The organism is Streptomyces sp. NPDC023541 (assembly GCF_055559995.1).
Genome location: NZ_JBVHJO010000001.1, coordinates 778,886 through 792,385, shown reverse-complemented (window position 1 = coordinate 792,385; position 13,500 = coordinate 778,886). Strand labels below are relative to the sequence as shown.

Sequence of the window (13,500 nt, the reverse complement as noted above, 5' to 3'; positions counted from 1 at the left end):
GGCCGTGCGGCGCCGCGGCCCGTCGAGTCCTTGTCAAGTTCCGCTGAAGAGCGCCCCGTTGCTCCCTTGTCATGCAATGATCCCGACGTTACGTTGTGCGATTCCTGATGTCTTCGAGGGGGGCTCCCATGGGCGTACGGGGCCGGCACCGCCGGTATCAGCCGAGCAGCATCAACCGGGCCTCGTTGGCCGTCACCGCCGGGGGCGCCGGTATCGCGCTCCCGCTCATGGGCGCCGGAGTCGCCGACGCCGCCTCCGTGGACACCTGGAACAAGGTCGCCGCCTGCGAGTCGACGAACAACTGGCGCATCAACACCGGCAACGGCTATTACGGCGGACTCCAGTTCAGCCAGAGCACCTGGCGGGCCTTCGGCGGCGCCACGTACGCCCCGCGTGCGGACCTGGCCACCAAGGAGCAGCAGATCGCGGTCGCCGAGAAGGTCCTCAAGGGGCAGGGGCCCGGGGCATGGCCCCACTGCGGCAAGGGCGCGGGGCTCACCCGCGGCGGTCCGTCGCCAGTCCTCGCCGCGCAGGTCCCCGCGCAGCCCGAGGCGCGTTCGCAGCCCCGGACCCAGGAGGTGCGGACCACTCCGGTGCAGGGGAGCACGCCCCGCCCGACCGGGACCTCGGTCCTGCCGAACCCGTACGTCGTCGCGCCGGGCGACTCGCTCTCCGCGATAGCCACCGAGCAGCACGTCGAGGGTGGATGGCAGGCGCTCTACGAGACCAACCGGGCCGTCGTCGGAGACAACCCGAACCTGATCTTCCCCGGCCAGCGCCTCACGATGCGGGTCACCACCGCCCCGCCGTCCCCGCCCGCGCAGAACCCGGAGAAGCCGCCGCGGACCGCCGAGCCGGTCAAGCCGGGGGAGCCGGCCGCGGAGAAGCCGGCCGAGCGGCCCGCGCCGAAGCCCGTGGAGAAGGTGACCCCGAAACCGGCCGGGAAGCCCGCCGCGAAACCGGCGGAAAAACCCGCCGGGAAGCCCGAGACCCAGCCCGCCTCAGCGCAGCAGAAGCCTGCCACGAGCGGGTTCTCCGCTCCCGTCGACGCCGCCCTCGGCACGGCCTACCGCGTCTCGGGATCCTCCTGGTCCAGCGGCTACCACACCGGCGTCGACTTCCCCGTGGCCACCGGTACCACCGTCAAGTCCGTCGGACCCGGCCAGATCGTCTCCGCCGGCTGGGCCGGCGCCTACGGCTACCAGGTCGTCATCCGGCACACCGACGGCCGATACTCGCAGTACGCCCACCTCTCGGCCCTCGGCGTGAAGGCCGGCCAGCCGGTCTCCGGAGGCCAGCGCATCGGCCGCTCCGGCTCGACCGGCAACAGCACCGGCCCGCACCTGCACTTCGAGATCCGCACCGGGCCCGGCTACGGCTCCGACATCGACCCGCTGAAGTACCTGCGCGGTCACGGAGTCCGCATCTGACCCGCGCTCGTGCGGCGGCACGGCCGTGAGCAGGACCAGGCCGGCCGCCGCCAGCACGGCGCTGGCCAGTGCCGCCGCCGTGCCCGCGGCCCCGTAGCGGAAGCCCTCGCCGAAGAGGGTGATGCCGACGGTCGCCGCGACCACCGGATTGACCACCGTCACCGTGGCCAGCGGCGCCGTCAGCCCGGCGCCCCGGTAGGCCGCCTGCGACAGCAGCAGCCCGGCCGACGCGAGCACGGCGATCGCCGCCAGGTCCACCCACAGGCCGGCCGGCGCGCCCGCCTCGACGTTCTCCGCGACCGACTTGGTGAACACCGAGGCCATGCCGAAGGCCGTACCGGCCGCCGCGGCGAGCAACACGCTGTGCAGCACCACCCGGTGCATCCGGTGCGCCGCCAGGAACAGCGCCGCGACCACCGCCCCCGTCACCGCGAACAGCAGGCTCCGCTCGGCGTCCGCCAGCGGCTGCTCCGCCCGCCCGGCCCCGCCGGTCAGCGCCAGCAGCCCGGCCAGTCCGACCGTCGCCAGCACCGCCCCGCGCCAGGCCGCCGCGCCCGCCCGGCGCCGTACGAGGACGGCCGCCATCGGCAGGGCGAAGACGATGGTGAGGGCCCCGAGCGGCTGGACCAGGCTCAGCGGCCCGTACGCGAGCGCCACCACGTGCAGCAGCGCGCCGAGGCCGTTCAGCCCGACCGCCACCCACCAGCCGCCCCGGCGCAGCGGCGCGTACCGCCGGTCCGGCGTGCTCGCCGCGACCCTCTCCTGGACGATCGCGCCGCCCGCGTACGCGACGGCGGACACCAGGCAGAGCAGGACCGACAGCGCCAGTGCACTCATAAGGTCCACAATGCCCGACCCATCTGCGCTATTCCTCCGCCCACAGGTGGTCACGAGTCATACTCCCGACGTAGTACGGGAGTACGCAGCGTGGTCCGTCCATCAGCGCAGCGCCACCCCTACCGTGCCCCACGGTCACCGCGTGGATCCGTACGGTGACGGCCTGTTCGCGATGTGTGAGGCGTCGGCCCGCGGGTTTGGCTCGGGGCGTATGGGATCCGTACAGTTTCCCTTTTGAGGACCTCCGCAGCAGGCGGATGCGGACGAGTGATCAAGGAACGGCAGCGGCCATGACGGTGACCGAAGACAGCCACGACCAGGCTCAGGCCTACGGACCGGGCATCGACCCCGAGCGGCTGGCGCTCTGCCTCGACGTGCTCGCCGAACTGGACGAGATCGACGTCGACCACCCGGACGCCATCGCCGTCCGCCGCGCCACGGCCGGTGTCTACCGCACGGTCAAGCAGCGCCGCCGACAGGAGCGCCGCGCCGCCAAGACCGCCAACGACAAGGCCGTCACCGAGGCGACCGCGACCGGCTCCGCCGAGCGGATCGACGACGAGACCGAGGGAATCCTGCCCTCCTCGGTCACGGAGGCCGGCCGGATCGCCGGGATACTCCAGCGCCCGCGCTCCTGCTACGTCTGCAAGACGCGGTACGTCGAGGTCGACTACTTCTACCACCAGCTCTGCCCGGGCTGCGCCGCCGAGAACCGAGCCAAGCGGGAGGCCCGCGCCGACCTCTCCGGCAAGCGCGCGCTCCTCACCGGCGGCCGAGCCAAGATCGGCATGTACATCGCGCTGCGGCTGCTGCGCGACGGCGCCCACACCACGATCACCACGCGCTTCCCCAAGGACGCCATCCGCCGCTTCAAGGCGATGGAGGACTCGGCGGACTGGATGCACCGCCTGGAGGTCGTCGGCATCGACCTGCGCGACCCGGCCCAGGCCGTGGCCCTCGCCGACCAGGTGGCCGGGGCGGGCCCGCTCGACATCCTGATCAACAACGCGACACAGACCGTGCGCCGCCTGCCCAGCGCCTATGCGGCACTGGTCGAGGGGGAGTCCGCCCCGCTGCCCGCCGGTGAACTCCCCGCCCACCACGTCATCGGCGCCTTCAACTCCGGGGCGGTCGACGGCCTCGCGGCGCTGCCCGTCGGTGTGAGCGGACTCGAGGCGCAGAAGGTCGCCGACCTCGCGCTGGTCGCGGGCAACGCCAGCCTGGAGCGGCACCTCGCCGGCACCGCCATCGACGCCGGCGGCCTGCTGCCCGACGTCGTCGACAGCAACACCTGGGTGCAGACCATCGACCAGATCTCCCCCGTGGAGCTGCTCGAGACCCAGCTGTGCAACTACACGTCGCCGTTCATCCTGATCAGCGCCCTGCGGCCGGCCATGGCGGATGCCGCCCGCAAGGCAGCCAACGGACGGGCGTACGTCGTCAACGTCTCGGCGATGGAGGGCGTCTTCAGCCGCGGCTACAAGGGTGCGGGGCACCCGAACACCAACGCCGCCAAGGCCGCGATGAACATGGTGACGCGGACCAGCGGCCAGGAGATGTTCCAGACCGACCGCATCCTGATGACCTCGGTCGACACCGGCTGGATCACCGACGAGCGCCCGCACTTCGACAAGCTCCGCCTCGCCGAGGAGGGCTTCCACGCCCCGCTCGACCTGGTCGACGGCGCGGCCCGGGTCTACGACCCGATCGTGCGCGGCGAGGCCGGCGAGGACCTGTTCGGCGTCTTCCTCAAGGACTACGCCCCGGCGAACTGGTAGCCCCGGCGGCCCCGGCCCTACCGCACGCTCCTGACCGGCCCCCTCGGTGAACCGAGGGGGCCGGTCGCGTACCCGGCCGGCCGACAGGACCCGGCCGCGACCAGCTCCAGCAGGGGGCGCGCCGCCTCCGCTGTGCTTACGGCGTGTCGCGCTCCGTCACCCGGACGGAGCATCTGGCCGATGTCGGGCAGCAAGCCCGCGAGCTGCAGTTCCTTGTCGGCGGGATGCGAGCGGCGAAGCAGTGCCGCGGTCCGCAGGGCGCGGTCGACGCGGCTGCAGTGCAGCAGTTCCATGATCTCAACAACGCTTGTACGTACGGCACTTGGGCCTCCCGTACTCCGGACCTCGACACCGCCGCCCCCCTCCGTCACGCCTCGCGCATCCGGGTCCGAGCGCACCGCCCCCGACGTGCCCGCCGGCCTACGACTTGCTGAACTCGGGACGAAACTAAGAGGGCGCAGCGGATTTTGCCTTCCTATCGAGCGGAGGTCCGCTCATATGTGTACTCTGGGGCATCAAGACGGCCCCCATCCGGGCCGCGCTCCACTAAGGCGCCACCGCGTCCGGAACCCTTGATCCCTTGCCCGGCTCGCGGTCAGCCTGCCGGGTTACGCGACACAGAGGAGTGCGCGGTGACTGAAAAGACGCAGCCCGAACCGAAGTTGCTGGAGCGGACCGGATCGCATGCCAAGACGCGGTCCGACGAACTCGGAAGCCTCGAAGTCTGGGCGCGCTCCGCCCCGATCCGGCTGGCCGGGTACGAGGACGACCTGGCGGAAGCCCACATCCTGCCCGGCATCGACTAGCCCGGGGGACCCCGTCCCCCACTCGCCCGCAGAGCGGTGACAAGCGCCCCCTCGTGCCCACCCGCACCGGGGGCGCTGCCCTGCCCGCCGCACACCGGCCGGCCGCACACCGGCCCGCTACGCCCTGAGCGTCATCGCCGAGAGCGATCAGCGCTTCCGCGGCCCGGTCCGCCGGTCCAGGGTGATCGCATGAAGCTGCTGATGCTGGGTGGTACCGAATTCGTCGGACGCGCGATCACCGAGGACGCCCTCGCCCGGGGCTGGGAGGTGACCGTCTTCCACCGGGGGCACCACGCGCCCCCGCCGGGCACCCGTGCGCTGCACGGCGACCGCACCGCTCCCGGTGGGCCGGCCGCCCTCGCCGAGGGGGAGTGGGACCTCGTCGTCGACACCTGGGGCGGCGCCCCCACGGCGGTGCGCGACAGCGCCCGCCTGCTGAGCGGCCGGGCCGGAAGGTACGCGTACGTGTCCAGCCGCTCGGTCTACGCCTACCCCGCCCCCGCCGGGCAGGACGAGGACGGCCCCCTCGTCGAGGGCTCGCCCCACGCCGCGGCGACCGCCTACGCCGAGGACAAGAGGGGCGGCGAACTCGCCGCGCTGGACGCCTTCGCGGACCGCGCCCTGCTGGTGCGCGCCGGGCTGATCCTCGGCCCCTACGAGAACGTCGGCCGGCTGCCGTGGTGGCTGAACCGCATCGCGCAAGGCGGCCCGGTGCTCGCCCCCGGCCCGCGCGGACTCCCGATCCAGTACATCGACGTACGCGACCTCGCGCGCTGGACCCTGGACGCCGCCGATGCCGGGCTCGGCGGCCCCTACAACCTGGTCTCCCCGACCGGGCACGCCACCATGGGCACCCTCCTCGACGCCTGCGCCGCCGTCACCGGCGGGAACGCCGAGCTGCGCTGGACCGACCCGGCACCGATCCTCGACGCCGGCGTGGAGCCCTGGACCGAGCTGCCGGTCTGGCTCCCCGAGGGCGAGTCGTACGACCACATGTTCGGCGGGGACGTGACCAGGGCGCTGGAGACCGGCCTGAAGTGCCGCCCCGTGGAGGAGACGGTGGCCGACACCTGGGCCTGGCTGCGCACCCTCGACGGCCGGGCCCCGCAGCGGGCCGACCGGCCGGTCCCCGGACTCGACGCCGAGCGGGAGGCCGCGCTACTCGGGCTCTGACAGCCAGGCGTCCGCGAGCCGGGTCGGCGGGAGGTACTCGCGCACCAGCGTGCGGTGCCACCAGGCGCCGGTCTCGCGCAGCTCCCGCCAGGTGGTGAAGCGGTAGCGGTAGAGCAGGGCGCGGACGTGCACGGGCGGGGCGTCCGGGAACGGGTTGTGGCGCAGCAGCCGCAGCGTGTCCCGGTCGCCCGCCAGCAGCCGCTCCACGAACGGCCCGAACCAGTCGCGCGCATAGCCCGGCGAGATCGCCGCGAACCACATCAGCCAGTCCAGGCGCAGGTGGTAGGGGGCGAACTGGCGTGGCAGCCTGCCCGGCTCGCCCGGCTTGCCCCTGAAGCCGTACTCCTTCCAGTCGCCGTCCTCGCGCGGCACGTGGTCCGCGGTGCCCTCGACCGCCACCTCCATGCGGACCCGACCCACCGACCCGAAGGCCCCGTAGGTGTTGACCAGGTGCAGCGCGTCGAAGGACCGGTTCATCACCTGGCGGCGCGAGACCATGTTGAGCACCGGGCGGCGGCTGAGGAACAGCACCAGGGCGGTCACCGCGCAGACCAGCACCACGAACCACACGGGAGCCGGCCGCGAGGCGGCGGCCGGGGGCGGTCCCGCGAGCCCGGTGAAGTCCACGGCCGACACGGCGAGGGTGATCGTCAGCCAGTTCAGCCAGGCGAAGTTCCCCGACAGCACCAGCCACAGCTGTGTCGCGATGACCGCCCCGGCGGCGTACGAGGCCACCGGCTGCGGGGTGAACAGCAGCACCGGGACGACCAGCTGGGTCACGTGGTTGGCGGCGCACTCCACCCGGTGCAGCGGCTTCGGCAGGTGGTGGAAGAACCAGCTGAACGGCCCCGCCATCGGCTGCGTCTCGTGGTGGAAGTACAGGCAGGTCAGCTTGCGCCAGCAGGGGTCGCCGCGCATCTTGATCAGCCCGGCTCCGAACTCCACGCGGAAGAGCACCCAGCGCAGCAGCCACAGCACCAGCACCGGCGGCCCGGCCCGGGCGTTGCCGAGGAACACCGCGAGGAAGCCGACCTCCAGCAGCAGCGACTCCCAGCCGAAGGAGTACCAGGTCTGGCCGACGTTCACGATGGAGAGGTACAGCACCCACAGCACGGCCCACATCGCCATGGCCGCGGCCAGCGGCACCTCGTCCCCGGCCCCGGCCGCCAGGGCCGCCGCGAGCGCGGCTCCTGTCCAGGCGCAGCCCGCGAAGAGCCGGTCCGAGTAGCGCAGTTGGAACAGGCTCGGGGCGCGCCGGAAGGGCACGTACCGTACGTAGCGCGGTACGGGCAGCATGCCGTGCGCCCCGATCAGGGCCCGGAACTGCAGGGCGGCCCCGACGAAGGCGACGAGGTAGACACCGGCCAGGGCCCGCTGGAAGACCAGCCGGGCGAGCCAGTACCCGGGCGCCGTGAACCAGTCCATCTCCTCCAGTATCGGCCTGGTCAGCCGGCGCCGGCCAGCTCGCGCAGCCGACGGCCGATCCGGCGGGCGCAGTGCCGCCGGAGGAAGGGGACCCCCGGTCCGGCGAGGCGGGTGTACCAGCGGTTCGGGCGGCTGAAGGCGGTCACGGCCGTCCCCGCCGACTCGGAGACGGCCCGCGTGCCGACGCCCTGAACGTGTTCAACTCGAAGCGGTGAGCCTATGGGGTCCCTTGGACATGTTCAAGGAGCGCTCCGGTTGCGGCTCACGCGCGGATGCGGCAGACAAGAGGGAGTAATCGGGGCGAAAAGGGAGAAATTGTGAACGGACCGTCACTTCCGACACCTCGTCAGGCGTCGCGTCGTCAGGCACCGGCCGGCGCCGCCCTCTTCGCCCTGCTCGGGCTGTTCGCCGCAGCCTGCGGCGGACACGACGAGCCGACCGGGGGCGCCGGACCCGAGAGCCAGGAGGTGTACCTCCAGCCGGTGGCCAACGTCGGCCCGGACCCCTTCACCGCATCCTCGGCCACCGGCGAGTCGGCCCCCGTCCAGCCCCCGCTGCCCAACCCCACCGGGCAGGGCATCCGCACGGTCAACGCGGCCACCCCCGGCCTCTACGGCGGTACCCAGCGGCTCGGCAGCTGCGACGTGGAACAGCAGGTCCGCCACCTGACCGACGACAGCGCGAAGGCCCGGGCCTTCGCCCAGGCGTCCGGCATCGAGGAGGCGGGCATCCCCGACTTCCTGCGCGGGCTGACCCCCGTCGTACTGCGCGCCGACACCCGCGTCACCAACCACGGCTTCCGCGGCGGCCGCGCCGACGGCTACCAGTCCGTCCTCCAGGCGGGCACCGCCGTCCTCGTCGACGAGCACGGCATGCCCCGGGTCCGGTGCGGCTGCGGCAACCCGCTGGGCTCCCCCCGCGCGGCCAAGGGGAGCCCCGTCCACAAGGGCGACCCGTGGCACGGCTACCAGCCCAACCAGGTCGTCGTCATCGAACCCACCACCCACGTGATCAACAACCTGGTGATCGTCAACATCGCCGACAACACCTGGATCGAGCGCAGGCGCGGTGACGACGGCGCGCAGGACCGGACCCCGCAGGCCCTGCCCCCGTACGACCCGGCCGACGGCATCCCGGAAGGCCCCGCCGTCCCGTCCGGTGCCGCGTCGGCCGAGCCCTGCCCGAGCACAGCGGGATCCGGTCCTGCGGCCTGCCCGTCGAACCCGTCCTCGCAGAGCTCGCCGGGCGGGAACGCGCAGCAGAGCCCCTCCGTGCCCCTGGGCCCTTCCACCCGGCCGCGCCAGCCCCAGCAGCCGCAGAAGCGGCCGCCGTCGGACGTCCCCTCGGACGTCCCCTCCGACCAGCTGACGCAGGACCCGGCCGATCCGGTGCTCCCGCCCTGGCCCGGCGGATCGACGACGCAGCCCGGCGATCCCCAGGACCCGTACGCCGATCCCCCCGCGGACCCCTCCACGGATCCGTACGCCGAGCCCTACGCCGATCCGTACACGAACCCCTCCGCCGATCCCTCCACCGACCCCTACGTCGACCCGGACCTGATGCCGACCTCCGAACCGGGCCACCCGCTGGAGAGCGCCTGACCGGCCCGTGTGTCATGGTGGACCGGTGCCGACCACCGTATCGCTGCCGGACGACTGGCCCGCACACCCGGACCGGTCGCTCTCGCTCAACCGCATGGGAAGTTTCGACTGGGACCTGGTCACCGGGCTCATGCACATGGACGAAGCCGCCCTCGACGTCTTCGACACGACCCCCGACGAGTACGACGGCCGGCCCGAGTCCCTCTCCCCGCGCGTCCCGCCAACCGAGTCGGCCCGGCTCGACGCCATGGTCTCCTCCGCCCTCAAGAGCAAGGGCGACAGCTACGGCGCCTACTTCCGCATCCGCTGCCGGGACGGGCGGCTGCGCTGGACGCACACCCAGGGCCGCGTCATGCGCGGCCCGGACGGGCGGCCCCACCGGATCATCGGCATCGTCCGGGACGCGACGGAGGAACTCAGCCACTCGGCGGAACGGCTCGGACTCGACGAGGAACGCCGCCGGCAGACCTCGGTGGTCGAGAGCACCACCGCCGCCCTCGCCCACGCCCGCACCGTGCAGGACGTCATCGACGCGCTCGGCGACGCCCACGGCCTGGAACGGCTGGGCTCGATGGGCATGGTGATGGGACTCGTCGAAGCCGGCCGGATCCACCTCGTGGCGGAAGGCCCGGAAGGCAGCTTCGTCCCCGGGACCCGCTACACCCGCATCGACGAGCAGTACCCGATGAGCGAGGTCGTCCGCTCCCTCCAGCCCCGCTTCCTCGACTCGGCCGAGGAATTCGCCCAGGACTATCCGGCGCTCTGGACGAAGATCTCCTACATGCGGATCTCGGCGGCCGCCTATCTGCCGCTCATCGCCCAGGCCCGCCCGATCGGAGCCATCGGACTGCTCTACCAGGACAAGGACGGCTTCACCCAGGAGGAGCGCAACCTGCTCGTCGCCCTCGGCAGCAGCATCGCGCAGAGCCTCCAGCGCGCCATGCTGCTGGAACAGGAGCACGACCTGGCCGAGGGCCTCCAGCAGGCCATGCTGCCCCGGCGGATCCCCGCGGTGCCCGGCGGGGAGATCGCCGTACGGTACCGCTCCGCCCGGATGGGCCAGGACATCGGCGGCGACTGGTACGACGTCATCCCGCTGCCCGGCGGCCGCGTCGGCGCCGTCATCGGCGACGTCCAGGGCCACGACACCCACGCGGCCGCGGTCATGGGCCAGCTGAGGATCGTGCTGCGCGCCTACGCCGCCGAGGGGCACTCGCCCGGCACGGTCATGGCCAGGGCCTCCGTCTTCCTCCACGAACTGGACACCGAACGCTTCGCGACGTGCACGTACGTGGAGGCCGACCTCTCCACCGGGGTGCTCCAGGTGGTCCGCGCGGGCCACATCGACCCGCTCCTGCGCACCCGCGACGGCGACTGCCACCGGCTGCCGGTGGGCGGCGGCATGCCGCTCGGCCTCTCGGCGGAGTTCGGCCGGCTCGAATATCCGGTGACCACGGTGGAACTCGATCCGGGAGAAACGCTCCTGCTGTGCACCGACGGCCTCGTCGAACACCCCGGCGCCGACCTCGACGACGGGATCCACGCGCTGGCCTCCCACATCCGCAGCGGTCCCGCCGACCTCCAGCTGCTGGCCGACCGGCTGTGCGAGATCGCCACCGAACGCGGCGGCAACGACGACATGGCCCTCCTGCTGCTGCGCCGCCGACCCGCACCCGCCCCGCCCGGCGGCGGCCGGCTGCAGCAGCACGTGGCACCGGGCGACCCGGAGGCCCTGGTGGCCGCCCGCCACATGATCGGAGCGGCGGTGCGCGCCTGGGGCGCGCGGGAGCGGGCCGACGAGATCGAGCTGGTCGCCGACGAGCTGATCGTGAACGCGCTCATGCACACGGACGGCCCCGCCCTCGTGACCCTGCGCATCCTGGCGGGCCACCAGCGCAGACTGCGCGTGGAGGTCGCCGACCGCTCCAGCGCTCTCCCGCGCCGACGGGAGGCGGGCGACTCCGGGGTCTCGGGCCGGGGCCTGATGCTGGTGGACCGGCTGGCCGACGTGTGGGGAGTGGAGCCGCGCGGCAGCGGCAAGTGCGTGTGGTGCGAGTTCGTCATGGGCTAGGCGCCGTCCGGCCGGTGTTGGCAGGGCCGATTGCCGACTCCCCGCCACTGCGGGGCAGCTGCACCGATCCAGCGGGAAACGCTGCGGTGAGAAGCGCGCGCTGCCACCCCAGCTCCTGCCACGCTTCCACGTCGTCCTGCCGCTCCACCCGCCGCCCGGGCGCGACGGGTGCCGGGGCCGGGAAAGTCCGTTGCGGGGACGGTGCGGGGTCCGTGAGGATCGGGGGCGATGACCAACGCCATGGACGAAGTACGCCGTTTGCTGCAGCAGGACGATCTGCCCGGAGCGGTCCGGTGTCTGCGACCGCACGCCGAGACGGCACCGATCGCCGAACTCGCCGAGGCCACCAGGGCCCTGGCCGACAGGGCCGGGTTCGAGGATCTGGCCGACGCCGCCCGCAAGGCCGCCGAACGCACCCACGAACCGCAGGCGCTCTACGACTTCGGGTACGCCTGCGTCGAGCGCGGCATCGCCTTCCTCGCCGTCGCACCCCTGCGCGAGGCCCTCCGGCTGCTTCCCGAATCGCGCACGCTCCTCGCCGAGCTGGTCTCCGCCTTGGAGGACGAGCACCGGCACACCGAGGCCGCCGCACTGCTCGCCGCCCGCGGCGACCGGCTGCCCGCCTGGCCCGAGACGTACCTCCTGGTGCACAACACCCTGTTCGCCGGAGACCTGGACACCGCCGAGGGGCTGCTGCCGGGTCTCCCCGCGCCCGAGGACCCGCAGTGGTCGCCGGCCCGGGAACGCCAGGCCCGCCAGGTCCTGCGTAGCGGGCAGTCCCGCCGCGCACAGCGGAGCGCCGGACACCCCGACCCGCTCGGCCCGGCCGACCTGCGCGGCTGGCACTACGGCCTCACGGGCGGACTGCTCGGCACCCTGTCCCCGTACGGCTGGGACGCCGGGATGACCGGCCGGTACGCCTACCTCGGCGACACCCACGAGCAGTGCCGCCTCGGCCTGGCCCGCCTCGGCCTCGCCCTGGAGGCCGCCGGGCGCCGCCCCGGGAGCGTCTCGCTGCTGCCCGGCCGGTCCGAGCGGATCCTCGGCCTCGCCGCCGCCGCGGTGCTCGGCCTGCCCGCCGTCCCGTACCGGCCGGACCGCACGGACACCCTCGTCGTCGCGTACGACCTGACCAAGGTCGACCCGGACCTCGTCCGCACGCTGCACGCGCGCACCGACGGCCAGGTCCTGTCCGAGCACGCCACCTGCTGGACCGGGCCGCCCGCGGTGAGCGCCGACTTCAGCACGCTGCTGTGCCAGTTCGTGGTTCCGCCCTGGCGGGACGACGACCGGCCCGAGGAGGAGATCGCCCGGGACATCGCCGCGGCGGACCCGGCTCCGGACGGCGGCGACGGAGCGGCCCCGCCCGATCCGGACAAGGCATTCCGCGCCTTCGCGGCCGGCGTCGCCCCCGGCTGGCTCGCGGCCCCCCGGGACCGGGTCCCGTCACCCGGCCCCGTTCCCAGCTCGCGTTTCGCCTGAGGCGGCGGCAGGCTGGGACCATGCCGGAACTGCCCGAGGTCGAGGCTCTGCGCGAGTACCTCGACGAGCACCTCACCGGGCGGGTGGTCGAGCGCGTCCTCCCGCTCGCGGTGAGCGTGCTCAAGACGTACGACCCGCCGCTGACCGCCCTCGAAGGGCAGCCCGCCGGAGCCGTCGTCCGGCACGGGAAGTTCCTCGACCTGCGGATCGGCGAGCTCCACCTCGTCACCCACCTGGCCCGGGCCGGCTGGCTGCGCTGGCAGGAATCCCTGCCGGCGCAGCCGCCGCGCCCCGGAAAGGGCCCGCTGGCGCTGCGCGTCGTACTGGAGGGCGGGGACGGCTTCGACCTCACCGAGGCAGGGACCCAGAAACGGCTCGCCGTGTACGTGGTCCACGACCCGCAGGAGCTGCCCGGCATCGCCCGCCTCGGCCCCGATCCGCTCGCCGAGGACTTCGACCGGGACGCCTTCGCCGCGCTCCTCGTGGGGGAACGGCGCCAGATCAAGGGCGTCCTGCGCGACCAGAGCGTGATCGCTGGGATCGGCAACGCCTACAGCGACGAGATCCTGCACGCCGCCCGGGTGTCGCCGTTCAAGCTCGCCTCCTCCTTCGACGAGGAGCAGGCCACGCAGCTCCACGCCGCCGTCCGGGACACCCTGCGCGAGGCGGTCGGCCGGGCGCACGGGGTCGCCGCCGGGAAGCTCAAGGCCGAGAAGAAGAGCGGGCTGCGCGTGCACGGCCGGGCCGGCGAGCCGTGCCCGGTGTGCGGGGACACGATCCGCTCGGTGTCCTTCGTCGACTCCTCGCTTGAGTACTGCCCCACCTGCCAGACCGGCGGGAAGCCGCTCGCCGACCGGCGGCTCTCGCGCCTCCTCAAATAGCGGGGCGCTGCGTAGA

11 protein-coding genes and 1 pseudogene are annotated in these 13,500 nt (G+C 73.3%); 8 read left to right on the top strand and 4 right to left on the bottom strand.

Going from position 1 to position 13,500, the window contains the following annotated elements:
• The first annotated feature begins 128 nt into the window (after positions 1–128).
• On the top strand, positions 129–1,430 hold the full coding sequence (locus tag ACZ3X1_RS03770; RefSeq protein WP_467276314.1) for a transglycosylase family protein: 1,302 nt from the start codon (positions 129–131) through the stop codon (positions 1,428–1,430).
• 54 nt (positions 1,431–1,484) lie between these two features.
• Here the strand turns inward: ACZ3X1_RS03770 and ACZ3X1_RS03765 are convergent.
• Positions 1,485–2,267: pseudogene (locus tag ACZ3X1_RS03765) on the bottom strand (DMT family transporter); the annotation flags it as partial.
• Between the two features lie 290 nt (positions 2,268–2,557).
• On the opposite strand from ACZ3X1_RS03765, the gene ACZ3X1_RS03760 reads away from it, so the two are divergent.
• Positions 2,558–4,045 carry an SDR family NAD(P)-dependent oxidoreductase gene (locus tag ACZ3X1_RS03760; protein WP_356815444.1) on the top strand — a complete coding sequence of 496 codons (1,488 nt, stop codon included), beginning with the start codon at positions 2,558–2,560 and terminating at the stop codon, positions 4,043–4,045.
• 17 nt (positions 4,046–4,062) lie between these two features.
• Here ACZ3X1_RS03760 and ACZ3X1_RS03755 read toward each other — a convergent pair whose 3' ends face one another.
• Positions 4,063–4,338 (bottom strand): hypothetical protein, encoded by a 276-nt coding sequence (locus tag ACZ3X1_RS03755; RefSeq protein ID WP_467276158.1) that lies wholly within the window; start codon positions 4,336–4,338, stop codon positions 4,063–4,065.
• A 339-nt stretch (positions 4,339–4,677) separates the two neighbouring features.
• On the opposite strand from ACZ3X1_RS03755, the gene ACZ3X1_RS03750 reads away from it, so the two are divergent.
• Entirely contained in the window at positions 4,678–4,851 is a 174-nt protein-coding gene (locus tag ACZ3X1_RS03750) for a hypothetical protein (RefSeq protein ID WP_356815454.1), read from the top strand.
• Between the two features lie 189 nt (positions 4,852–5,040).
• Entirely contained in the window at positions 5,041–6,024 is a 984-nt protein-coding gene (locus ACZ3X1_RS03745; protein ID WP_467276152.1) for an NAD-dependent epimerase/dehydratase family protein, read from the top strand.
• Here ACZ3X1_RS03745 and ACZ3X1_RS03740 read toward each other — a convergent pair.
• Together ACZ3X1_RS03740 and ACZ3X1_RS03735 are read right to left on the bottom strand one after the other, a co-directional pair.
• Complete coding sequence (locus tag ACZ3X1_RS03740; RefSeq protein ID WP_391698838.1) at positions 6,010–7,449, bottom strand: lipase maturation factor family protein; 1,440 nt, start codon at positions 7,447–7,449, stop codon at positions 6,010–6,012. The two genes, ACZ3X1_RS03745 and ACZ3X1_RS03740, sit on opposite strands and share 15 nt — an antisense overlap.
• Before the next feature lie 20 nt (positions 7,450–7,469).
• Positions 7,470–7,595 (bottom strand): DUF1990 family protein, encoded by a 126-nt coding sequence (locus ACZ3X1_RS03735; protein ID WP_467276147.1) that lies wholly within the window; start codon positions 7,593–7,595, stop codon positions 7,470–7,472.
• 171 nt (positions 7,596–7,766) lie between these two features.
• Between ACZ3X1_RS03735 and ACZ3X1_RS03730 the strand changes: the two genes are divergently transcribed.
• The 4 genes from ACZ3X1_RS03730 to ACZ3X1_RS03715 all read left to right on the top strand — a co-directional run bounded on the left by ACZ3X1_RS03730 (position 7,767) and on the right by ACZ3X1_RS03715 (position 13,484).
• A complete protein-coding gene (locus ACZ3X1_RS03730; RefSeq protein WP_467276145.1) occupies positions 7,767–9,050 on the top strand; it encodes a DUF6777 domain-containing protein in 1,284 nt (427 codons plus the stop codon).
• 7 nt (positions 9,051–9,057) lie between these two features.
• Positions 9,058–11,121 (top strand): SpoIIE family protein phosphatase, encoded by a 2,064-nt coding sequence (locus ACZ3X1_RS03725; protein WP_467276141.1) that lies wholly within the window; start codon positions 9,058–9,060, stop codon positions 11,119–11,121.
• Positions 11,122–11,349: 228 nt separating this feature from the next.
• A complete protein-coding gene (locus ACZ3X1_RS03720) occupies positions 11,350–12,603 on the top strand; it encodes a hypothetical protein (RefSeq protein ID WP_467276137.1) in 1,254 nt (417 codons plus the stop codon).
• Between the two features lie 20 nt (positions 12,604–12,623).
• Positions 12,624–13,484 (top strand): Fpg/Nei family DNA glycosylase, encoded by an 861-nt coding sequence (locus ACZ3X1_RS03715; RefSeq protein WP_467276134.1) that lies wholly within the window; start codon positions 12,624–12,626, stop codon positions 13,482–13,484.
• The last annotated feature ends 16 nt before the right edge of the window (positions 13,485–13,500 follow it).